At 68.9% G+C, this 22,432-nt stretch carries 14 protein-coding genes; 6 read left to right on the top strand and 8 right to left on the bottom strand.

Going from position 1 to position 22,432, the window contains the following annotated elements; genetic code table 11:
• Positions 1–185: 185 nt before the first annotated feature.
• From AADH62_RS00515 to AADH62_RS00500, 4 genes are all read right to left on the bottom strand, one after another.
• Positions 186–2,000, bottom strand: a complete 1,815-nt coding sequence (locus AADH62_RS00515) for an ABC transporter ATP-binding protein (RefSeq protein WP_341577791.1) — start codon at positions 1,998–2,000, stop codon at positions 186–188.
• Positions 1,997–3,820: an ABC transporter ATP-binding protein gene (locus AADH62_RS00510; protein ID WP_341577790.1), complete on the bottom strand. Its 1,824-nt coding sequence runs from the start codon at positions 3,818–3,820 to the stop codon at positions 1,997–1,999. Before AADH62_RS00510 ends, AADH62_RS00515 begins: the two co-directional genes overlap by 4 nt.
• Before the next feature lie 293 nt (positions 3,821–4,113).
• On the bottom strand, positions 4,114–4,632 hold the full coding sequence (locus AADH62_RS00505; protein WP_341578008.1) for a methylated-DNA--[protein]-cysteine S-methyltransferase: 519 nt from the start codon (positions 4,630–4,632) through the stop codon (positions 4,114–4,116).
• 2 nt (positions 4,633–4,634) lie between these two features.
• Entirely contained in the window at positions 4,635–6,143 is a 1,509-nt protein-coding gene (locus tag AADH62_RS00500) for an AlkA N-terminal domain-containing protein (protein WP_341578007.1), read from the bottom strand.
• A 249-nt stretch (positions 6,144–6,392) separates the two neighbouring features.
• Here AADH62_RS00500 and AADH62_RS00495 point away from each other — a divergent pair, with 249 nt between their 5' ends.
• Entirely contained in the window at positions 6,393–7,811 is a 1,419-nt protein-coding gene (locus AADH62_RS00495; RefSeq protein ID WP_341577789.1) for an NAD(P)/FAD-dependent oxidoreductase, read from the top strand.
• Here the strand turns inward: AADH62_RS00495 and AADH62_RS00490 are convergent.
• Together AADH62_RS00490 and AADH62_RS00485 are read right to left on the bottom strand one after the other, a co-directional pair.
• Positions 7,796–8,965 carry a GDSL-type esterase/lipase family protein gene (locus AADH62_RS00490; RefSeq protein ID WP_341577788.1) on the bottom strand — a complete coding sequence of 390 codons (1,170 nt, stop codon included), beginning with the start codon at positions 8,963–8,965 and terminating at the stop codon, positions 7,796–7,798. The genes AADH62_RS00495 and AADH62_RS00490 overlap by 16 nt on opposite strands.
• The gene (locus AADH62_RS00485; protein ID WP_341577787.1) at positions 8,962–10,041 is read right to left on the bottom strand and encodes a LacI family DNA-binding transcriptional regulator; all 1,080 of its coding nucleotides are present in this window, start codon (positions 10,039–10,041) and stop codon (positions 8,962–8,964) included. The genes AADH62_RS00490 and AADH62_RS00485 overlap by 4 nt, the downstream gene beginning before the upstream one ends.
• Before the next feature lie 99 nt (positions 10,042–10,140).
• On the opposite strand from AADH62_RS00485, the gene AADH62_RS00480 reads away from it, so the two are divergent.
• Entirely contained in the window at positions 10,141–11,331 is a 1,191-nt protein-coding gene (locus AADH62_RS00480; protein ID WP_341577786.1) for a serine hydrolase domain-containing protein, read from the top strand.
• Positions 11,332–11,343: 12 nt separating this feature from the next.
• On the opposite strand, the gene AADH62_RS00475 is transcribed toward AADH62_RS00480, so the two are convergent.
• Complete coding sequence (locus AADH62_RS00475; protein WP_341577785.1) at positions 11,344–14,307, bottom strand: GH92 family glycosyl hydrolase; 2,964 nt, start codon at positions 14,305–14,307, stop codon at positions 11,344–11,346.
• 139 nt (positions 14,308–14,446) lie between these two features.
• Positions 14,447–16,945, bottom strand: a complete 2,499-nt coding sequence (locus AADH62_RS00470; RefSeq protein WP_341577784.1) for a glycoside hydrolase family 2 protein — start codon at positions 16,943–16,945, stop codon at positions 14,447–14,449.
• Between the two features lie 156 nt (positions 16,946–17,101).
• Here AADH62_RS00470 and AADH62_RS00465 point away from each other — a divergent pair, with 156 nt between their 5' ends.
• From AADH62_RS00465 to AADH62_RS00450, 4 genes are all read left to right on the top strand, one after another.
• Positions 17,102–18,466 (top strand): ABC transporter substrate-binding protein, encoded by a 1,365-nt coding sequence (locus AADH62_RS00465; RefSeq protein WP_341577783.1) that lies wholly within the window; start codon positions 17,102–17,104, stop codon positions 18,464–18,466.
• Positions 18,467–18,542: 76 nt separating this feature from the next.
• On the top strand, positions 18,543–19,430 hold the full coding sequence (locus tag AADH62_RS00460) for a sugar ABC transporter permease (RefSeq protein ID WP_341577782.1): 888 nt from the start codon (positions 18,543–18,545) through the stop codon (positions 19,428–19,430).
• On the top strand, positions 19,427–20,305 hold the full coding sequence (locus AADH62_RS00455; RefSeq protein WP_341577781.1) for a carbohydrate ABC transporter permease: 879 nt from the start codon (positions 19,427–19,429) through the stop codon (positions 20,303–20,305). The genes AADH62_RS00460 and AADH62_RS00455 overlap by 4 nt, the downstream gene beginning before the upstream one ends.
• A 46-nt stretch (positions 20,306–20,351) precedes the next feature.
• Entirely contained in the window at positions 20,352–22,406 is a 2,055-nt protein-coding gene (locus AADH62_RS00450; protein ID WP_341577780.1) for a right-handed parallel beta-helix repeat-containing protein, read from the top strand.
• The last annotated feature ends 26 nt before the right edge of the window (positions 22,407–22,432 follow it).

Genomic DNA, 22,432 nt, shown 5'->3' with positions numbered 1-22,432 from the left:
CCCGAGGGGCTTGTCGGCTGGCGGCGGGGCCTCGGATTCCCCTCCCCCACCGAGGCCCCGTCGCCTTTTTCGACGGCCGCACGTTCGCTTCGGAGGGGCTGACCGCTCGGGAGGGCCGGGCGCGGCATCCATCCCCTCCCGAACGGACATCTCCTCCCGGGTGGTCAGGCCCGGCGTCGCTGCCGTCAGACGAGCGACTCCCGCCACGCAGCATGGAGTTGCGCGAACTTGCCCGTGCCCGCGATCAGCGTCTCGGGGGTGTCGTCCTCAATGATCCGCCCGTGCTCCATGACCAGCACCCGGTCCGCGATGGCCACCGTAGACAGGCGGTGCGCGATGATGATCGCCGTGCGGTCTGCCAGCAGCGTCTGCAGGGCATCCTGAATCGCGCGCTCTGACGGGATGTCAAGCGACGCCGTCGCTTCGTCGAGGATCAGCACAGCCGGGTTTGCCAGGAACGCCCGCGCGAACGAGATCAGCTGACGCTGCCCCGCCGACACGCGGCCGCCGCGCTTGTTGACGTCGGTGTCGTACCCGTCGGGCAGGGCGCGGATAAAGGCGTCAGCCCCCACCGCCTTCGCGGCGGCCTCGATCTCGTCAAGCGTCGCGTCGGGCTTCCCAAGCGCGATGTTGTCGGCGACCGTCCCGCTGAACAGGTAGGCCTCCTGCGTGACCATGACGATCGCGCGTCGCAGGTCCTTCGGATGGAGTCTGCGCAAGTCGACGCCGTCGAGGGTCACGGCTCCGCGCGTCGGGTCGTAGAAGCGTGAGACGAGCTTCGCGAGCGTCGACTTGCCGGCTCCCGTCGTCCCCACCAGGGCAATGGTCTGCCCCGCGGGGATGTCGAGCGAAAAGTGCGGCAGGATGACGCGGTCATCCGCGTACCCGAACGTGACGTCTTCGAACGCGACATGCCCGCGGGCGGTCCACAGGTCGACGGCATCGGTGGGGTCGGGAACCGTCGGCTCCTCCTCCAGCACCCCCGAGACCTTCTCGAGCGCCGCGGTGGCAGCCTGGTACGAGTTCAGGAACATCGCGACCTCCTGCAGAGGTGCGAAGAAGTTCCGCACGTACAGGACGCTTGCCAGCAGGATGCCGATGGCGATCGCCCCGTCGGCAACCCGCAGGCCGCCCCACAGCACGACGAGTGCGATCGATACCGAGGCGACTGCCATGAGGCCCGGCTCGAACGTGCCGAACAGGCGGATCGAGCGCATGTTCACGTCGCGGTAGTCCTCGGCGACGTCACCGAACTCGTCGTCGTTGCGCGGTTCCTTGCGGAAGGCCTTGACGGCACGGATGCCGGTCATGGTCTCGACGAACTTCACGATGAGCTTCGCGCTGATGACCCGCGACTCGCGGTAGACGACCTGCGAGCGCCGGTAGAACCAGCGCATCAGCAGGAACAGCGGCACGCCCATGACGGCGAGGATGACTCCCGACTGCCAGTCCAACAGCAACAGCGCGATGAGCGTGAACCCGCCGTACAGCAGTCCCGACACGAGCTGGTTGAGTCCGCCGTCGAGGAGCTCCCGGATCGACTCGAGGTCGCTCGTCTGCCGCGAGATGATCCGGCCCGAGGTGTAGGACTCGTGGAACTCGAGGCTGAGCCGCTGCGTGTGCAAGAAGATGCGCTTGCGAAGATCCAGCATCACGGCCTGCGTGAGGCGCGCAGCAACGACTGCGAACCAGCCGACGAGACCCGCGCCGCCGAGCCCCGCGACGAGGTACACAGCGACGACACCGATGGTCGGCATCCAGTTCGCCTCGTCGAGCACTGCCGGAAGCGCGGTGTCGATGCCGAACGCGATCAGCGCGGGCCCTGCGACCTGCAGCGCGGTCGAGACGACAAGCACAACGCCGGCGAGCACGACCTGCCACCGCAGCGGCGAGATGAGCGAACCGAGCAGGCGCAGCGAGCGGCGGCGGATGGCGCGACTTTCGTCCTTGGTGTAATCCGACCGGTCTTCGCCGGCCGTACCCACGACCGTGGCGCTCATAGGGTCACCTCCCTCTCCCGCATGCGGGCTTGTTCGTCTTCGAGGCTCGAGATGACGTACCGGTAGTGCTCGCTGTCGCGGAGCAGGTCGGAGTGCGTCCCCACCGCCGTGACCTTCCCGTCCTCGAGCAGGGCTACGCGGTCTGCGAGGGTGACAGTCGAGGGACGATGCGCGATGACCAGGGCTGTCGTGTCGGCGAGGACGCGCCGCAGGGCATCCTCGACGAGAGCCTCGGTGTCGACATCCAGGGCCGACAGCGGGTCATCGAGCACGAGAACGGCGGGCTTTGCCGCGACCGCGCGGGCAAGCGCCAGACGCTGGCGCTGGCCGCCCGACAGGCTGAGTCCCTCTTCGCCGATGACGGTGTCGACACCGTCGGGCAGGTCGTCGACAAAGCTCGCCTGCGCGACCTCGAGCGCTTCCCGCAGTGCTGCCTCGGCCTCCGGCGACCCGGGGATGAGGTCTTCACGACCGAGCAGCACGTTCTCGCGCACGGTCTGCGAGAACAGCGTCGCATCCTCGAACGCCATCCCGATGTGGGTGCGCAGCTCGGCCAGGGTCAGATCACGGATGTCGACCCCATCGAGCGTCACACGCCCGCCGGTCACGTCATACAGCCGTGTCGGCAGGGTCGTGAGGGTCGTCTTTCCCGACCCCGTGAGCCCGACCAGGGCCATCGTCTCGCCGGGACGCAGTACGAGGTCGACACCGTCGAGCAGGTCGCGCTGACTTTCCGGCGCGTCCTGGTAGCGGAAGTGCACGCCTTCGAACGCCAGTTCGCCGCGGGGAGACGCAATGGTCGTCGGGTGCTCGGGGTCGGTGATGGTGTCGACCTCGTCGAACACCTCGAAGATGCGGTCGGTGGCCGTGCGGGCATCCAGCAGGAACGAGAAGAGGAACCCGATCGACTCCATGGGCCATCGCAGTACGGTCGCCATCGCGAAGAAGGCGATCAGTTCCGCGGCGTTCAGCTGGCCCATCTGAATGAGCACGATGCCTGCACCGAGTGCGAGAGCGAACGCGATGTCAGGAAGCAGGATCAGCCAGAACCAGATCAGCCCCACAGCGCGCGCCTTGTGGATCTCGGTCTCGCGCAGGGTCTCAGCCTGTCGGGCGAACTTCTGCAGGGCGTGCGATCCGCGGCCAAAGGCCTTGAGCACGCGGATGCCGTGCACGCTCTCTTCGACGGAGGTGGCAAGGTCACCGGCCTGGTCCTGCGACTGGCGGGCCAGGGTCCCGTATCGCTTCTCGAAGCGGTATCCGGCGTACCAGAGGGGCGCTGAGGTGACCAGGAAGATCACCCCGAGCAGCCAGTGCCACTGGAACAGCAGGACCGCACCCACGATGATCGTGAGGACGTTGACCACCAGCAGCACGAGACCGAACGCCAGCCAGCGGCGGATGATGCTGATGTCTTGCATCATCCGCGAAAGCAGCTGACCGGACTGCCAGCGGTCGTGGAACGCGACCGGCAGCCGCTGCAGGCGCTGATAGAAAGTCGTCCGCAGCTCGTACTCGACGCGTGTCGAGGGAGCGAGCACGAACCAGCGGCGTGCCCACACCATCGCCGCCTCGGCAAGACCCAGGGCGAGAATCGCCACAGCCCCCCAGGCGATCTGACCGGGGTCGCCGGAGGCGATCGGGCCACCGACGATCACCTCGAGCACGAGCGGGAACATGAGAGCCAGCACCGAGGCGAGCATGGCGCTTGCCGCCCCGAGGCCGAGGCGAGGCAGCACCGGTCGGGCGAACGGGAGCAGGCGGCCCAGGGCACGCAGGGTCGACAGGTGGGGCGTGGGGGAAGAAGGCGTAACGGTCATGGTCCTTGTGGGAGGGCGAAGCGAACCCGCGTGTGTGCAGGCGGAGAGGGCGGCTCCGGGTCGGTGGAGCGCGGACGCAAAGCGTGCGGTGTCGTAGTCGAGAACGCAGGCGGCGCCGAGAGCATGCCGCGACCGGTCAGGTCGTCGGCAGTCGGACTAGTGCGTCGTGGCGGGGCCGCGGTGACGCAGCGGGGCCGCGGCGGCAAGGACGACAGTGCTCGCGACAACAGCGATCTGATACATGGCATCCTCCTTGGCGTACGGGCGGCCGCACGACGCGGCAGCCCTCCAGACTATGCCTGAGAGTCGGCTGAAAGCAAGGACGGATTCTCCCGATCCAGCAGAGACCGCTTCACCTCCAGACCCCATGCGAAACCGCCGAGGCTTCCGTCGGTGCGCAGCACGCGGTGACACGGCACGAACAGCGCAGGTGCGTTCCGGGCGCAGACGGATGCCGCGGCCCGCACCGCCGTGGGATGGCCGAGCGCCGCGGCAAATGTGGCGTACGACAACGGTGCGCCCGGTGCGATCCGGCGAAGCGCAGCCCACCCGGCCACCTGCCCCGGTGTGCCGAACTGCCGGACCGGTACGTCATCGATCGCCGCAAGATCCCCCGCGTAATATGCGCGGACGGCAGCTGCCGCATCCGTCGCGCCCGGGCGGACATCCGCGGGCCGGTCAGCCGGACGGATGCGTTCGACGATGCGTTCGACCGAGTCGGTCCACCCGGAGGAGAGCACCGCACCGTCGGCCGCAGCGAGGATCGCGAACGGGCCGTCGGGGGTGTCGACGACATCGAAAACGGCGGTCATGGTCATGTGGGGACCTCCTCAGCGGGCGCGGTGAGCGCAGGGGTACGGGTGACGCGGGTGCGGGCGGCTGCAGTGCGGATGGGGCGGGCGGGAACGGCCCGCCAGAGGTGCGCGCTCAGGTAGCTGCGCCAGGGCGCGGCTGTCGCAGCCCACGCCTCGAGCCTGTCCGCGGGGATGCCGATAGCCTGGGCGCCGGTGCGCACCGCGACATCCCCGGGCAGGAACACGTCGGGGTCGCCGAGCACCCGCATCCTGACGTAGTCGGCAGTCCAGGGACCGACGCCGGGCAGCGCGAGGAGGGCGCGGCGCTGGTCGACGCCGTCATCGGCGATCGTGAGGGTCAGGCTGCCGTCGGCCAGGGCCGCCGCGGCGCCGGTGATGGATCGGATGCGGGCTCCCGGCCCGCGCAGCACCTCGGCACCGCGCTCGGCGATCGCCGTCATCGTCGGGAACAACCGTGTCAGCCCATCGGGCCCCGACACTTCCTCACCCAGCGCATCGGCGAGCGCGGTCAGCGCCGTGCGTGCTGCGGCGACGCTGATCTGCTGGCCGACCATCGCGCGGATCAGCATCTCGTGCGGGTCCGCAGCGCCAGGAACCCGGATGCCGGGAATCACCCTCACCCGCGGCGCGAGACGCGGATCGCGCGAAAGCGCAGCGGCGATCGCGAGAGGGTCGGCATCCAGATCGAAGATGCGGCGAACGCGGGCTACGAGGGCGGCAAGGTCGGGCAGTGCGGTCACCGTGGCGCGCAGGCGCACGGTGCCGGCATCCGATCTCACCTCGAACCACGCGGGGCCCGATGCCAGTCGGACCGTGCGCGCGAAGGATCTTTCACCCGACACCTCGACGCCAGGCAGCGCCCGCGCGCTCATCCACGCGAACAGGCCGTCGGCGTCGAACGGTCCTCGCACGGGAAGCGCGAGGTCGATGACTCCACCGGCTGACTCGGCGCCCGCGCGCCTGGCGCGCACCTCGAGCGGTGTGAGGTCGAAGACCTCGCGGATCGTGTCGTTGAACTGCCGAACGCTGGCAAAGCCCGACGCGAACGCGATGTCGGATGCCGGCATCGCGGTGCCCACCAGCAGCATCCGTGCCGTGTGTGCGCGCTGCGCACGGCTGAGCGCGAGTGGGCCGGCTCCGAGTTCTGCAGTCAGCAGTCTCGTGAGGTGCCGCGGCGAATAGCCCAGGCGACGAGCAAGCCCGGGAACACCCTCGCGCTCGATGACCCCGTCGGCGATGAGGCGCATCGCCCGAGCCGCGACATCGCCACGCACATCCCAGTCCGGGGAGCCGGGAGCCGCCTCGGGCAGGCACCGCTTGCAGGCGCGATACCCGGCCTCGTGGGCGGCGGCGCTGGTGGGGTAGAAGGTCACGTTCGCCGGCTTGGGCGTGCGGGCCGGGCAACTGGGCCGGCAGTAGATCCCCGTCGAGCTGACCGCGGTGATGAACTGACCATCGAAGCGGCTATCGCGCGACTGGATCGCGGCATACCGTTCATCGAAGGTCATCGAGAGCACGGGTCAAGACTGTCACGCCACTCCCCCGCCCTCTAGCGGAAATCAGACACGGCAGCGGGAGACAACCGCGACCCCTGACGCTCGCCTGCCCTGCTGAAGCCGCCCTAGCGCACGAACAGTGGGCGCATCGTGTCGCTTGCGGGGGCGGATGCGGCAATTCGCGCCCACTCTCTCGCCGGGTCGCGACAATTCGCGCCCACTCTCTGGCGCGATGCCGCCGCATGCGGGTTACCGTGGCATATGGGCGCTCGGGAGTATGACCTTGTTGTGATCGGGGCAGGACCTGTCGGTGAGAACGTCGCCGACCGGGCAGTGCAGGGGGGCCTGCGGGTCGTCATCGTCGAGAGCGAGCTCGTCGGTGGCGAGTGCTCGTACTGGGCGTGCATGCCCTCGAAAGCGCTACTGCGCGCGGGATCGGTACTGCGCGCTGCTCGAGCAGTCGACGGCGCAAAGCAGGCCGTCACCGGCGAACTCGACGTTGCGGCAGCCCTGGCGCGCCGCACCCGGATGACGCACGACTGGGATGACTCCTCGCAGGTCGAGTGGCTCGAGGGCGCCGGCATCGATCTGGTGCGGGGGCACGCCCGGCTCGCGGGACGCAAGCGGGTCGAAGTCACCCGGCCCGGCGGCGGGGTCGTCGACCTCATCGCCACCCATGCCGTCGCCGTCTGCACCGGTTCGGCGGCCCTGCTGCCGAACACCCCGGGCCTGCGCGAGATCGAACCGTGGACGAGCCGCGAGGCGACGAGCGCCAGATCCGCACCCTCTTCACTCGCGATCATCGGCGGCGGGGTCGTCGGATGCGAGATGGCAACCGCGTACGCGAGCTTCGGCACGGATGTGACGCTCGTCGCGCGATCCGGGCTGCTGGGCGGTATGGAACCGTTCGCGGGCGAGATGGTGGCCGAGGCGCTGACGGCGCAGGGAGCGCAGGTCCTCACCGGGGTCGATGTCGTCTCGGCATCCCGCGACGACATCGGTCGGACTCTGGTGCTTTCGGATGGCTCGTCGGTCACAGCGGATGAGGTGCTCGTGGCCACCGGACGGGTGCCACGCACCGCAGATCTGGGTCTCGAGTCCGTCGATCTGAAACCGGGCGCGTGGCTTGACGTCGACGACACGATGCTCGTACAGGGCACCGATTGGCTCTACGCCGTCGGCGACGTGAATCACCGCGCCCTCCTCACCCATCAGGGCAAGTACCAGGCGCGCGCCGCGGGAGATGTCATCGCCGCCCGCGCCCGCGGTTCCCACGTCGACACGTCCCGCTGGGGCACCCATGTCGCAACGGCCGACCACGATCATGTCCCCCAGGTGACCTTCACCGTCCCGGAGGTCGCCTCGGTCGGGATGACCGCCGAGCGCGCGGAAGCGGCGGGGATCAACATCCGGGTGCTGGACTACGACCTCTCTTGGGTCGCTGGTGCCTCAACGGTCTCGGATGACTATCGCGGCCAGGCACGGGCTGTCATCGACCGGGAACGAGAAGTGCTGGTCGGGGCGACCTTCGTGGGGCCGGATGTCGCGGAGCTGTTGCACTCGGCCACTATTGCCATCGTCGGCGAGGTTCCGCTGAGCCGGCTCTGGCACGCAGTGCCGTCGTACCCGACTGTCAGCGAGGTCTGGTTGCGCTGGCTGGAGGCCTACCGGCGTCCCTGAGCGAGAGCCTCTCGCCGCGGGTCGAGAGCAGCGCCGGGCGCGAATGCGGCTGCGGCGAACCGATGTCCCATCCGCACGTAGGCATCGGCACTCGGATGCAGCCCGTCGGGGAGATCTCCGGCCTCGGACTCGGCGAGCAGCGCGCGCCCATCGAGGTAGTGCAGGTTCGGGTCTTCGTCCCGCGAACGGAGGACGCTGGCGATCGCCTCACGCACGACCGTGAGGCTCATCGCCCCGCGCTCGAGTTCGCCCGGATGCCCCGCGCTCGCGCACTGACCCGTGAGCGGATCGATCACCGTCGGTCCGGGCAGATGTTCGTGCGCGGGGCACGGAATCGGTCCGAGGAAAAGTACCGGAGTCTCCGGATGCCCCTCCCGCACGCTATCGAGGAACCCGTGGAGCACGGGTTCGAACATCCGTCTGCGCATGAGGTCGCCGTTGACGACATTGATGCCGATTTCGACGCTGATGAGGTCGGCCGGAAGGTCGCGGATCGTGCGCGCCACAAACGGATCACCCACCGCGTTGCCGCTAAAGCCGAGGCTGCGCAGGCTCACTCTCCCGGCCGCCGCAGCCACGGCCGGCCACGTGAGAGTCGGGGCGAGAGCTTCACCGCACTGGCTGATCGATGAGCCATGGTGGACCCACACGGGGCGGTCATCGACCGGCGGATGCAGCGGGGCATCGGAGCGGAGGCCGACGAGCTCCATGGCCGTCGAGTGGGGAAGCCACAGCTCCACGCTCTTCATCCGGTGAGAGAGTCCGTCAAACCGCGCGTGCACAGCGCCCCGCTGCTGAGTCACGGCGCCGTTCGCATCGATGAGTGTCTGGACGTCGACTCCGAAGACCCGGGTCGCGACGACCTCACCGTCGATGACAAGCTGCACGGTGGCCGGGATCGTCGCACCGACCGACGGGTCGATACCGATCACCACGAACTCGAGGTCGAGCAGGGTGGCCTCGGTCGCGGTGGCGATCCGCAGGCCAGAGCCCATTCCGACGACGAAGTCGAACACCCGGTCGGGGATCTGTCGGCGCGTCCACGCCGGAAGCCGCCGCGGACGTACGCCGAGCTCGCCAGGATCGAGGTCGAGCGCTCCGACGATCGGCGCCTCGTCCGCCGGGAATCTGTACTGGTGGATCGCGGCGCTCATGCGCCCGCCGGCGGCAGATAGGTCACGGGCGGTGCGGTCGCCGAACGCAGTAGCGCCTCGACCAGGTCGAGCCGCCGGTCATCGCCCTCGCCGCGCGTCGATGCCCCCGGAGCGATGTCGGGCGCGACCGGCGCCCGATCGCCCTCATCCCCCTCGAGGGCTGCGAGCAGGTAGGCGCCGGCCCGCTCACCGACCAGTTCGAGGTGCGGGTCAACGGAGGTGAGGTAGGGCTTGGTGTCTTCGCCGTACCCTGCCACGTTGTCATAGCCGACGATCGCGACATCGGCGGGTACGCGCCTGCCGCGCGCCTCGAGCGCCGCAGCGAGGCCGACGGCGATGCCATCGTTGCCCGCGAACACGCCGTCCACATCCGGCAGTGCGGCAAGCAAGCGCTCCGCCGATGCCTGGCCCCACGCGCGCGTGAACTCGCCGTGCAAGACGACTTCGCAACTGATGCCCGCCTCATCCAGGGCAGAGCGGAAGCCCGCTTCGCGCTCCCGCACCGACGGGAGGTCAGCACCCGCGGTGACGTGCGCGATACGCTTCCGGCCCTGCGCCAGCAGTTCGCGCGCGGCGAGCGCCCCGCCGGCGAACTCATCGGGGTAGACGCCGACAGCGTGCGGCGGATCGTGTGGGCCGAAGGCGTGGACGATCGGCCCGTCGAACTGCTCCTCGAGCGCTGCGATGGCGACATCCGGCCCCTCGCCGATGACGACGATGCCATCGACCTGCCGGTCGAGCATGTGCCGGATGTGATCGCGCCGCGTGGCCGGATCGTGTCGGGCATCGAAGAGCAGGCTCGCGAGATCCTGCGAGCTGAGCGCTCTGTTGACGCCGATGAGTACCGGCATGCAGAACGCACCAGCGGCGTTCTCGGCGAGCACCCCGATCGTGCGGCTGCGGCCCAGCGCGACGCTTCGCGCAAGTGCGTTGGGCCGGTAGTCGAGCTCTTTCGCGACATCCAGCACCCGCTTTCGCGTCTCGTCGGCAACGCGACCGGTGCCGTTCATCACCTGAGAAGCGGTGGGAACCGAGACCCCCGCCGCGCGGGCGACATCGGCGAGTCGGACTGCCATCGTCACCACCTTCGGTCGAATCCTGCGTGCAGAAGTGCGCGCCGGGAGCTTATCGTGGAGAGTATATGCCAAAGCGCTTAGTCACCCGAAGGAGGGCCGATGATGCCCCGTCCCACAGTGCATGGTGAGGTGGCTCCCGGATGGGAACCCCTCGCCGATGCGGTAGCCGACGTCCTCGACACGGATGCCGCAGGCGCCGCGGTCGCCATCGTCCACGAGGGTGACCTCGTCGTGGACCTGTGGGGCGGCACTGATCCCCTCAGCTCTCGCGCGTGGGAGCGCGACAGCGTCGTGCTCACCTTCTCGGCGGCCAAGGGGATGGTGGCCCTCCTGGTCGCCCAGCAGGTGCAGGCAGGCACCCTCGACCCTGCCGCACCGGTCGCGCGGTACTGGCCCGAGTTCGCGGCGGCGGGCAAGGCAGAGATCACCGTGGGCGACATCCTCACCCATGTCGCGGGGGTCCCCGTGCTGCCACTGCACGGGCTCACGGATCTGCTCGATCCCGTCGACCTCTCGGCTCGGCTGGCAGCGGAGCCGCCCGCTTACCCGCCGCGGTCGGCGCGGATCTACCACATCCTCAGCTACGGGACGATCCTCGGCGAGGTGCTGCGCCGCATCACGGGCCGAGGTCTCGGTGACCTTCTGCGGGCCGACGTGGCGTCGCCGCTGGGCGCCTCGATGTGGTTCGGCACGCCCGAATCGGCCGAGTCCCGGGTGCTGCTGTCGCTCATGGGACCCGTCGAGCCGGCGCCGCTTCCCGAGGTGACCACCGGGCCGAGCGCGCCAGCCTGCGATGCCGCGTACCGCTCGACGGCGCAGATCATCCCGATTTTCGAACGTGTCGACGACCAGATCGGCACGGAGATGATGAACACGGCATCCTTCCGGGCAGCGCAGATCGGCGGCGGCGGTCTCGTCTCGGATGCCCGCTCGCTCGCCCGTGCCTATGGAGCGTGCGTGGCTCCGGTTGACGGCGTGCGTCTGCTCGATGACGAGACAGTCGCTGTCGTTTCGGCCGATCACCTCGGGGGGATCACCGAGCCGGTGTGTCTGGCGGGTGCGGGCACGACGACCCGCTGGGGACTCGGCTTCGAGATCTCTCACCCCGCCAACCCGATGCTCGGGCCCGGATCGTTCGGGCACGCCGGCATGGGTGGGCGACTGGCCTTCGCTCACGCGCCGAGCCGGCTGGGTTTCGCGTTCGTCGGCCAACGGATGTCGTTCCCGCCGCCGGGCGACGATCCCCGGTGGCACCGGCTACTGGCAGCGACGGCCGCGGTGATCGGCTGATCCCGCGCGCCCTCAACCGATCCGTACTGCCAGGATCTGGACCAGCGAGAGGGTTGCGGGCTGTTCGCCCCAGACAATCTCGAGCTGCCGCGTCCCAGCGGGGATGGGCACGGCGAAGGGCCGAGCCTGCTGCGGCCAGGGCCACCTCTCGTCATCGAAAACCGCGACGAGTGACCCGTCCGCGAGGAGCCGGAAGGCGTACGACCCGGCCTCGTGCAAGCCGAGGACAAGCAGCGGATCATCCGCGAACGCACCCGCGGACATGAGGTCGAGCATCCGACTCTCCCCCAGCCCGATCAGCCCGAGCTGGACAGGACCGTCGATGAGATCCTGCAGCGCAAGCTGCTCGACGCCGTCCGGCGCGAAGAAGGGGCGCGATGCGGGCGCATCAGCCCACCGCACCGGCTCGGACCCGAGCTCGATCACCCACTCCCCTCCGGCGCGGATCTCGCGCAGCGAGACATCCGGGCGCGTCCACTCGGCACCGTCGCGCCGCACGGAACGGATGTAGCGATCGGATGCCGAACGCCGCGTCGCGCGCAGCACGAGCTCCTCTCCGCCGACCGGCCGCAGCCGCGCCTTCGGCACCTGCGGTGCGGTCAGCAGCAGCATCCCCGAGCCGGGTTGGTAGGGCGCGAGTCCGAGGGTCGTGAACAGGTGCCATGCCGACATCTCCCCGTTGTCTTCGTCACCGGGATAGCCCTGCCCGAGACGGATGCCGCGAAACAGGCGCGTGGCAGCGTCGGCCAGCACCTCATCGGTGCGCCACGGACGGTCGCTGTGCGCGTACATCCACGGGATGTGATGGGCTGGCTGATTCGACAGCGCCCACATGCCGCGGCGGATGTCGCGAGCCTCGACCATCTCGTGGATGACGTGCCCGTAGCTTCCCGCGAACCTCGCCCTGCCGGTCTCGGGCTCGGTGAACGCGGCATCCAGCGCCTCACCGAGCCCCCGTGGACCGCCGAACAGCCGGGCTAGACCCGCGCCGTCGTGCGGAGCCGAGAACCGCTGCCCCCACGCATTGGTCTCGGTGTGCGCACCGCCCCACACCCGAGGATCGAAAGGCTCGTCGGCCCATGCGCCGTCAGTCTCGCGGGGACGGAAGAACCTCGTGACCGAATCCCACACCGACGCGTACGCGAGCGCGCGGTGGGCGAGGTAGCGCGCTTCGGCCTGGTACCGCGGTGCGTGCGCAGGGTCGGCCCGCGCCGCAGCCCGGGCGAGGACTGCGGCTCCGGCATCCGCAATCGCACCTTCGAGGGTCCACGAGACCGACTCGTCGGTGGCGGCGCTGACCCAGCCGCGGCGGAGGGACGCGGTGAGTTCGCGGCGACCGAAGCGCGGATCGCTCGACGCACACGTTGCATTGCGCAGCGCCGCGGCGTAGGCGGTGTCGAGGTCGATGCCTTCCAGACCGGCGCTGACGAGGTCGGCGGCGATGACATCCAGGCTCGTGCCGACCATGGCATCCAGTGGGGTTCCGGCGGTCCACCGGGGCGACCACCCCCCGTCACGGACGTGTTCGAGCATCCCGTCGAGAAGCTCCACCGCCCGGCGGGGCGCAAGCAGCGCGTACGCGGGCCACGCGGTGCGATAGGTGTCCCAGAAGCCGTTGTTGGTCAGCATCCGCCCCGCCCGCACGGCACGACCCGTCCGCACCGCAGCATCGGGGCTCTCGCGTCTCGTGGGGCTGGGGTAGCTGGGTCCGGCATCGGCGTCTTCGTCGTGCCGCGAGGGGAAGAGGAAGAGTCGGTACAGGTCGCTGGCCACTAAGGCACGCTGCTCGTCGGTGCCGGTGACTTCGACGGCGCCGACCACGGCGTCCCACTGGTCCTGGGCTTCGCTCGCAAGCTCGGCGACGCTGCGGCCTGCGACCGCCGCCGCGGCAGAGCGCGCAACCTCGAGCGAGATCTGCGAGGAACCGACAGTGATCGAGAGGGTCCCCGCAGCAGCGTCGAAGGACATCCCGCCGGTGCCGGTCCGCACCCGAACACCGGGACCGCGGAGGGTGACCGCATGAAAGCCGCGGAGCGGATCGGCCTCGTGGGGGCTCGGAAGCACGCTCGCGACGTCGACCTCGACGATGCCCTGCGCTCCGTCACGAACCTCGAGGATCTCCACCGGTGCCCCGGGAGCGCACAGCGCGATGCGGCCGGCGGCAGGAAAGGTCACATCGACGCGCGCGGCGTGATCGGTAGCCGCCGCGTCAATCCGGATGCCCTCGACAGTGTCGAGGCTGTACCGGTGTGGCTGGGCCCGCTCGGCGCTGTGGTCGAAGACGGCGGACGGAGGATCGTCACCGCCGGCGAGACCGAGCCGGAGGGCGAGCGCGCCGCGGTCTCCGATCCAGATGCTCGGCGACCGGGAGATCAGCAGCCCCTGCAGAACGGGAAGTGGCCCCGGGCCGTGGGCATTCCACGAGTACGTCCAGTGCGGGTTGTCGAGGCTGGTGGCGGGTGTGAGCTGGATGCCGCCGTGCGGTACCGCCACGGCGGGCTGGGTGAGTCCGCGGGAGCGGTCGGGTGAGGAGTGACTGCCGCGGGTGGTCACCACCCACTCGCTCGGAGATTCGGATGCCGCGAGCGCCCGCGTCTTCTCCACGCGCGGCCCCGAGATCCACCCCTCCAGCCGCTTCCCGACCGGGCCCGTGGTGCCAGGCGGATCGATGACGAGCTCTACCCCGGACACCACAGCTCCCGCGAGCGGTGCTAGGGAGATCCGGCGCTGGTTCCACTGGTCGGGGAAGTCCAGGTCGGCGCGCCCGCGTGCGGCGCTGCCCGTGCCGTCGGACTCGAGCCGCTGCTTCTCGAGCAGTCGCCGCCCGTCAGCGGTGTGCAGGTCAAGGGCCACGGATGCCGCCCGGAACCCGTCACCGATCTGTGCCGCATCCTCGTCGAAGCGCGGGTAGAGCTCCCAGACGAGCTCGTCATCGGCTTCGATGGGTCGGTCGGGGAGATCGACGACGATCGGCATCCGCACCGCACCACCGGGCTGCGCCGGGAAGCGATAGCGGACGCAGCGGCCCGGTAGAGGCCCTGCCCCAGGCGCCGAGGCAGGAGAGGCCGGCGGCCCGGGGTGGGGTTCACACTCTGCGCGGGTCACGCCGCCCTCGTCATGCCGCGCTCGCCCGGCGCGCTGCCTTCTCGGCCTCAAGCTGCGCGAGACCGCGATAGGACTCGTCGCGGGCTGTCGCGGCGTGCGCGGTCTGGACGATGGCGCGAACCGTATCCGCTGTGAAGGCCTCAGGATGGGCGGTGCGAATCGTCCACGTCGCGGATTCTCCGGGCAACAGCGTCAGGAGGTTCTGTTCGGCGTGCGCGTCCACGGCTAGCGCGTCAACCGGCAGGAAGGTGTCCCGCATCAGACTCTGGGCGGTGATCACCACCGACACGCTAGTCGCACCCGGGGTGACCTCGACAGCGAAGTCGGGGGCGGCATCCGGGTACTCACGGTCGACGCCGCCGAGCAGCACGCTCCGGCGGGCTCCGGCCGTTGCCACGAGCAGCTCGTCGACGCCGAGATCTTCGCCGAGCCCGGCAAGCTCCAGCCGGATCGCCGTGTGCGCGGGAGCCGACGCGCGAAGGACCTCGCGCCCGACCAGCCTGCCGCGCTGCCAGCGCTGCACCTCGATCTCGGTGTCCCACGCTGCGGCGGTGCTGTTGCAGGCGAACAGCGCGGGGCCGTCATCCTCGTGGCGCAGCACGACGATCTGATCGCCGAATGCCTCGCGCACGGCGTATGCCACGGGCTTCCACCGGTCGGCGACATCGATCACCGACCACGAGAGCGAGGGCCAGCAATCGTTGAGCTGCCAGATCACGGTTCCGGCGCAGTACGGTTCGAGCGTGCGGAACCGCTCGACGCCAAATCGCACGGCCCGCGCCTGATTGAGCTGGGCGAGCCAGTACCACTCGTCGAAGTTAGTCGGCACACCGAAATGGATGTCGAGCACGTCGTTGATCCGCTCGGTGCCACCCTCGGCTTTCTGCCGCTGGATCGTGCCGGGGCTGAACGGCGCGTGGCTGTCTTCGTGCACGGCAGCCTCGAAGGTCGCGCGGGCCGGCGGACCCTGGAAGCCGAACTCCGATACGAAGCGGGGACGTGTCTGGTCGTACTCGCGATAGTCGCCCGGAACCCAGAGGTGCACGACGCCGCGGGTCGGGTCGTTCGGGTCCTCCCAGCGGCCACCGGACGACGGGCTGCCGAACAGGTAGGTTCGCGCCGGATCGAGGTCTGCAACCACGCGAGGCAGGATGTCGAAGTAAAACCTGTCGCCCCAGGTCTTGCCCTCGAGCACCGTCTCCCAGTCTTGGACGAACCAGAACCACAGGTTCTCATTGTTGGCGTTCCACAGCACCAGACTCGGGTGCGGCATAAGCCGAGACACGTTGTCACGTGCCTCAGCCTCGATCTCGGTCGCGAACGGCTCCTCTTCGGGGTACGCGGCGCACGCGAACAGGAAGTCCTGCCACACCAGCATTCCTGCCTCATCGCAGGCGCGGTAGAACTCGTCGTCTTCGAACACTCCCCCGCCCCACACGCGGATGAGGTTCGCTCCAAGCGCCTGCGCTTCGGCGATCCGACGGCGGTAGTCGGCGGGGGTCACGGTGGCGATGGAGGTGTCGTCGGGGATCCAGTTGAACCCGCGGATGAACATGGGCTCGCCGTCGACGACGACGCGGAATCCGACGCCCTCGGCATCCGGCCGCTGCTCCACGACGATGTCGCGGAAGCCGATCCGCTCCGTTCGCTCATCGAGGACCTCGTCGCCCCGGCGAAGGGTGACGGTGAGATCGTGAAGGGCTTGCTCGCCGAGGCCGGCGGGCCACCAGCGTGCGGGGTTCGGGACGGGAAGCCTGCCACGAACCCGCTCCACGCCGGGATCGACGGCGATCTCGACCACCGATGCTCCGACGCACGCCTCCACGACGAGGGCTTCCCCGCGGCCCTGGGCGGTGCGAACGAGGTCGATGTCGAGCTCCACCACACCGTCGTCACCGCGAAGCGATGCCGTCGGACGGACGGCGTCGAGCCGCGCGGTGGACCACGCCTGGATCTCGACGGTGCGCCAGATGCCGGCGCCGGGAAGGGCTGGACCCCAGTCCCAGCCGAAGTCGCAGGCCTTCTTGCGCAGGAACGGAGCAACCGGGCTGAAAGCGCTGGGGCGGGCGCCGAGCCGGTCACGCTCCCGTTCACCAGCGGGGACGGGAGCCTGCAGAGTCAGTCGCAGGTCGGCGCGGCCGCGGCGCAGCTCAGGAACGTCGACGCGCCACGTGCGGTGCATGTTGCGGCTGCTCCCGCGTGGGATCTCGTCGATGAAGACTTCGGCGAGGGTATCGACGCCGAAGAAAACAAGCTCGACACGTTCGGCATCCGCTCGTGGGACCGCGGGAAGCGTCGTTGAGTACTCCCAATCGGTGCGCCCGATCCACGAGACGACGCGCTCGTTGTCATCGACGACGGGATCTGGGATCGCCCCGGCGTTGCGAAGTGCGGTGTGGACATCGCCGGGTACCGGCGCGGGGAACTCGTGTCCGACGACATCGTCGGGCACCGGGCCAGCCAGCGGGCGCAGTCGCCACGTCTGGTCGACGGAGTGTCGAGTGAGCATCATTGACTTTCTCGGCCGCGATCACGGACGGAATCGGGATGGTCTTGCATTGCGGCGACCATCGAGCTATCGTGCAAAAGCGCTTTGGCATCTGGCGATGTCCAAAGTACAACACGCACCGAGTGTCGGCAATCCGACACGAGAAAGAGAGTTTCGATGAGGAAACACCGCGCACGCCGCATCATCCTCGGCGTCACAGCAATCACCGCAGTCACCATTGGCGCACTGACCGGTTGCTCGAGCGAGCCCACCCCCGAAGGGCCGGTCGAGCTGGTCATCGGCAACAAGCCGGCAGCCACCGAAACAGCGCGCCTGGCACTGTTCGAGGACAACCTCGCCGCGTTCCAGGAAGAGCACCCGAACTACGAGATCACCGCCGTCGAAGACGGTTGGGACGCGCAGACCTTCGCAGCCCGTCTCGCCTCGGGCGACCTCCCCACGGTCGTCGGCGTCCCGTTCACCGAGATCCGCGGACTGATCGAACGCGGTCAGGTCGCCGACATCACGGATGCCGTGAACCAGACCGGCGTCGTCGACATCCTGAATCCGCAGCTGGTCGACATGGTCACCGCGGATGGGAAGTACTACGGCGTCCCCACGATGGCATACGCCATGGGGCTCATCTACAACCGCGACCTGTTCACGCAGGCAGGCCTTGACCCCGACACACCGCCAACCACGTGGGACGAGGTGCGCGAGGCAGCCAAGACCATCAAGGACACGACCGGCGTGTACGGCTTCGCCCAGGTCACGACCGACAACCAGGGTGGGTGGGTACTCGGCGCTCAGATCGACTCGCGCGGCGGATCGCTCGTGAACGAGACCGGTGACACGATCACCTTCGATGCCCCTCCCGCCGAGGACTCGCTCCAGCTCCTGCACGATATGCGCTGGGTAGATGACAGCCTCTCGCCGAATGGCCTCATGACCGCCATGGACCTCGCACAGAGCTTCGGTGGCGGACAGACCGCGATGTTCGTGCTGCAGTCGGATGCCTACCAGCCCCTCACCGAGCTGCTCGGCTTCCCCGCAGCGAACTTCGGGTTTGCGGCGATGCCCACCCAGGAAGCCGGAGAGAACCCGATCACCCTGTCGGGCGGCAACATCGACATCGTCAGCCCCAACGCTGACGCCGCGCAGGTCCAGGCTGCCGTCGAGTGGATCCAGTTCAACCAGCTGGGCAAGTACGCCTCGGAAGAGGCTGCGCGAGCCAACGCCGAGGCCCTTGCCGCCGGTGGCGGTGCCGTTGCTATCCCCGGTCTTCCGGTCGTGACCCCCGATATGTACACGCAGTACCTGGAGTGGATCGCCGACCTCAACAACGTGCCGCTGGAGAACTTTGCACCCTACCTCAGCCGCTTCGCCGACCAGACGGTCGTCGGAGAGCCTCCGGTGAAGGGTCAAGACATCTACGCGACACTGGATCCGGTCGTTCAGGCAGTCATCACCGACCAGAACGCCGACATCGAGGCCCTGCTCAGCGGCGCCGCAACCGCCGCGCAGGACGCTCTGGACCGCTAGGCCCCGAGTACCAACTCCCCGACGGGTGGTGCGGCGCGCCCGAGCGCCGCACCACCCCACTTCAACCGAGGACCCCATGCCCGTGACACGCGCGCGCCGCAACCGGAACCTGACGGCACTGCTGCTGGCCCTGCCCACGCTCGTCATCTTCGCCGTGTTCTCGTGGTGGCCGATCATCCTCGGCGCCACGATGAGCGTGCAGAAGACGAACTTCGTGGGCCCCGCCGAGTGGGTGGGCCTGAGCAACTTCGAGTATGTCCTCAGTGACCCGCAGCTCGGGCAAGCGGTGCTGAACACTCTGTGGTTCGTCACCCTCGCCATCCTCTTCGGCTTCCCGCTCCCGCTCGCCCTCGCCGTCATCATCTCGACCGTGCGCACTCGGTGGCGGGGCGTCTATGCCGCCCTCGCGTACTTTCCCGTGATCGTTCCCCCGGTCGTTGCCATCCTGCTCTGGAAGTACGCGTACGACCCGTCCGCGCACGGCCTGTTCAACTCACTCCTGGCGCCGCTCGGGATCGGGCCGCTCCCCTGGCTGAACTCCCCGGGCCTTGCCATGCCCTCCATCGTGCTGCAGGCGACGTGGGCTGCGGCCGGCACGAGCGTGCTGGTCTACCTTGCAGCCCTCACCGCCGTTCGTCCCGAGCTGTACGAGGCGGCGATCCTCGATGGCGCCGGCATCTGGGCGCGGGTGTGGCACGTCACCCTGCCGCAGATCCGGACGATGCTGCTCATCCTGCTCCTGCTGCAGCTGGTGGGAGCCTCCCAGGTTTTCACCGAGCCCTTCCTCATGACCTCGGGCGGCCCCCAGAACGCGACACTCACGGTGCTGCTCCTGATGTACCGATACGCCTTCGGCGGCTCGGCCGACTACGGCGCGGCCACGGCACTCGGACTCCTCCTCGCGATCGTTTTGGCGATCCTGTCCGCGATCTACCTGCGCGTCACCCGGAGGTGGCAGTCATGAGCGACTCCGGCCTGATCACCGCCTCAGAGCTGCGACAAACCCATCGCCGGGTCATCCTGCGGGTCGTCCACATCCTCGTGCTCGTCGGCATCGCGATCGCGGGCGTCGGCCCGCTGCTGTGGCTGGTCGCGGCATCCCTGAACACCACCGGCGAAGTGCTCAGCGATCCGATCGGGGTCTTCGCGCGGATGACGCAATGGCACAACTACGTGGACGCCTTCCAGAACGTCGATACCGCGCGCCTGCTGCTCAATACGCTCGCCGTTGCCGCCGGGACCGCCCTGCTGACAGTCATCGTCGCACTCAGCGCCGGTTACGTCATCGCGATCCTGCGGCCGCGGTGGGCACCGCTTCTTGCCGCGGGCGTGCTCGCGACGATCTTCCTTCCCGCGGTCGTCTCCCTGGTGCCGCTGTATCTCACGACCGTCGACATGTTCGGCACCGGGCTCTCTCTCCAGAACACGTTCTGGGCGGTGTGGCTGCCCGCGGGCGCGAACGCCTTCGCGGTGCTCCTGGTCACCGGATACCTGCGGAGCCTTCCCCGGGAGCTCGTCGAGGCGGCATCCATTGACGGGGCCGGGCCGCTGCGCACACTCTGGTCGATCGTGCTGCCGCTGTCGCGTCCCATCCTCGGGGTCGTCGCCCTGCTCGCGGCGATCGGCGCGTGGAAGGACTACCTGTGGCCCTCCCTGGTGCTGACCAACCCGTCGATGCGGCCGATCTCGGTAGCCCTCCCCATCATCGAACGCTCGACCGACCTTGCGACCTTCTTCGCCGTGCTCGTGGTCGCCTCGATCGTTCCCATCGTGCTGTTCCTCATCTTCCAGAAGCCGCTGCTGGCCAGCGCCGGAGCGACGGCGGGGTTGAAGGACTGACAGACCCCGCGCGCAACGAGGCGCGCGGTTCAGGAAAGGAAACACTGTGTCCTCATCCACCTTCGCGCATCCCGCGCGTCGGCTCATCGCGGTGGCAGCCGCAGCAGTCCTCGCGACTGCGGGGCTGCTCGCCATCGCCCCGCCCGCTCACGCGGTCGGCACCACGTATTACGTCAACTCCGCAACCGGCAGCGACAGCGCCGCCGGTACCTCCACCTCGACGGCCTGGCAGACACTCTCCGCTGTCAACTCCCGCACCTTCGCCGCCGGTGACCGCATCCTGTTCGCTCGCGGCGGCACCTGGACCGGCCAGCTCGCCCCGAAGGGGTCGGGCACGGCATCCGCTCCCATCACGATCTCGGACTACGGCTCGGGAGCCGCCCCCCGCATCGACGGTGCGCCGGTTGCCACCGGCGGGGCCGTACAGCTGGTCAACCAGAGCTACTGGACGATCGAGCACCTTGCCGTCACGAGCAACTCCGGCGTCGACAACTTCGGCACGCTGAGCACGGATGGCACGCCCCGCGCCGGCATCCAGGTGCGCAACACCGCCGGCAACAGCACCGTTCGGGGAATCGTCATCCGTGAGAACCACGTCTCCGACGTGAACGGATGCTTCCACTGCACCGGGATCGACGCGCACATCAACGGCGGCATCGTCGTGGACACGACGGTGCTCGGCGCGAACCTCGACGGTGTGCTCATCGCCGACAACGTCGTCGAGAACGTCGGACGCACCGGCATCGTGGTGTGGGACGCGAGCTACTTCACGACCAACATCACCCAGATCGTGCAGTCGGCACTGTCGACGAATGTGCGCATCCGCGGCAACACGGTCATCGACCCCGACAGTGACGGCATCCTCGCCCTCGGCACCGACGGTGCGGTCATGGAGTACAACGTCGTGCGGGGCGCGGGCCAGCGCACCATCGAGGGCTCGACCATGCCGGCATCCGCGGGCCTGTGGCCCACGCGCGGCATGAACACCCTCGTGCAGTTCAACGAGGTGTCTGACACGCAGCTGCACGGCACCGACGGGCAGGGTTTCGACGTCGACCTCGGCAGCACCAACACCCGCGTGCAGTACAACTACTCACACGACAACGAGGGCGGGTTCTTGCTCATGATGGGCGGCTACTCCAGCGACGTCGTGGTGCGCTACAACCTGTCGGTCAACGACGCCTGGGGCGGCGAGAAGGGGATCTTCACGTTCTCGTGGGGAGTTCCCGCGCCCGTGAAGATCTACAACAACACGATCGTCATCCCCGAAGGTTCGCCCGCAAAGCCGATCTACTGCGATGGGGATGCCGGAGCCTGCGCACCCTCCACGCCGGGTGCGTGGTCGTTCACGAACAACATCATCGACAACCGCGGCACGGGCGAGTACTCCTACCCGGGCCTCGGGACCAACGCGAGCTTCGCGTCGAACGTCTTCGCCGGGAACCACCCCGCGAGCGAGCCGGCCGACGCGACCAAGATCACGGCTGATCCCGGGTTCGTCTCGCCCGGAACGACGGGTAGTGGCTTCGCTGTCGCGAATGCCTACACGCTCACCAGCGGCTCGCCGGCGATCGGTTCGGGGCAGGTCATCTCCCCGAACGGCTTGCGCGACTTCTTCGGCGCCCCGCTCTCGACCACCGCGCAGCCCTCGCGCGGCTTCCACGAGGCTGCCCCGCCGAGTTCGGCACCGCACCTGGTCGATCCCGCCGCCGACTGGGCGCTCGCGACCGCACGCTCGGCGAACGTCGTCGTCGACACGTCCGGGCCGCTGTCCAACATGGCCGGCGACGCTTACCGGTTCAAGCGCAGCAACAGCGCGGCAGGGTTCGTCCGCTGGGATGCAGCCCCCGGCCAGGTCGTCACGCTGACGACATACCTGTTCAATCAGGCGCCATCGGCGATCACGTTCGTCGCGCTGGATGCAGTCGGCGGCGAAACCGTTGTCTCGTCGACCGCGACGGCGGCAACGCCCACCACAAACGGCTGGGCGCAGCGCACGATCACCAGCTCGGCGATGCCGGCCGGCACCCGCTCGGTGGAGATCCGCATCGGTGCGGTGACCTCCTGGGCCGTGCAGCTCGGCACCATCGACATCGGCTGATCCACGATGACAACCGGTGCCCGGCG

Origin of the sequence: Microbacterium schleiferi, assembly GCF_038150145.1 — a bacterium.
Taxonomy (GTDB): domain Bacteria; phylum Actinomycetota; class Actinomycetes; order Actinomycetales; family Microbacteriaceae; genus Microbacterium; species Microbacterium schleiferi_B.
This window is presented reverse-complemented; position numbering and strand designations above follow the sequence as displayed.

Bases quoted from the DNA above. Each gene is read 5' to 3' on its own strand.
- AADH62_RS00515 (WP_341577791.1), bottom strand. From the start codon at position 2,000: ATGAGCGCCACGGTCGTGGGTACGGCCGGCGAAGACCGGTCGGATTAC.
- AADH62_RS00510 (WP_341577790.1), bottom strand. From the start codon at position 3,820: ATGACCGTTACGCCTTCTTCCCCCACGCCCCACCTGTCGACCCTGCGT.
- AADH62_RS00505 (WP_341578008.1), bottom strand. From the start codon at position 4,632: ATGACCGCCGTTTTCGATGTCGTCGACACCCCCGACGGCCCGTTCGCG.
- AADH62_RS00500 (WP_341578007.1), bottom strand. From the start codon at position 6,143: ATGACCTTCGATGAACGGTATGCCGCGATCCAGTCGCGCGATAGCCGC.
- AADH62_RS00495 (WP_341577789.1), top strand. From the start codon at position 6,393: ATGGGCGCTCGGGAGTATGACCTTGTTGTGATCGGGGCAGGACCTGTC.
- AADH62_RS00490 (WP_341577788.1), bottom strand. From the start codon at position 8,965: ATGAGCGCCGCGATCCACCAGTACAGATTCCCGGCGGACGAGGCGCCG.
- AADH62_RS00485 (WP_341577787.1), bottom strand. From the start codon at position 10,041: ATGGCAGTCCGACTCGCCGATGTCGCCCGCGCGGCGGGGGTCTCGGTT.
- AADH62_RS00480 (WP_341577786.1), top strand. From the start codon at position 10,141: ATGATGCCCCGTCCCACAGTGCATGGTGAGGTGGCTCCCGGATGGGAA.
- AADH62_RS00475 (WP_341577785.1), bottom strand. From the start codon at position 14,307: ATGCCGATCGTCGTCGATCTCCCCGACCGACCCATCGAAGCCGATGAC.
- AADH62_RS00470 (WP_341577784.1), bottom strand. From the start codon at position 16,945: ATGCTCACTCGACACTCCGTCGACCAGACGTGGCGACTGCGCCCGCTG.
- AADH62_RS00465 (WP_341577783.1), top strand. From the start codon at position 17,102: ATGAGGAAACACCGCGCACGCCGCATCATCCTCGGCGTCACAGCAATC.
- AADH62_RS00460 (WP_341577782.1), top strand. From the start codon at position 18,543: ATGCCCGTGACACGCGCGCGCCGCAACCGGAACCTGACGGCACTGCTG.
- AADH62_RS00455 (WP_341577781.1), top strand. From the start codon at position 19,427: ATGAGCGACTCCGGCCTGATCACCGCCTCAGAGCTGCGACAAACCCAT.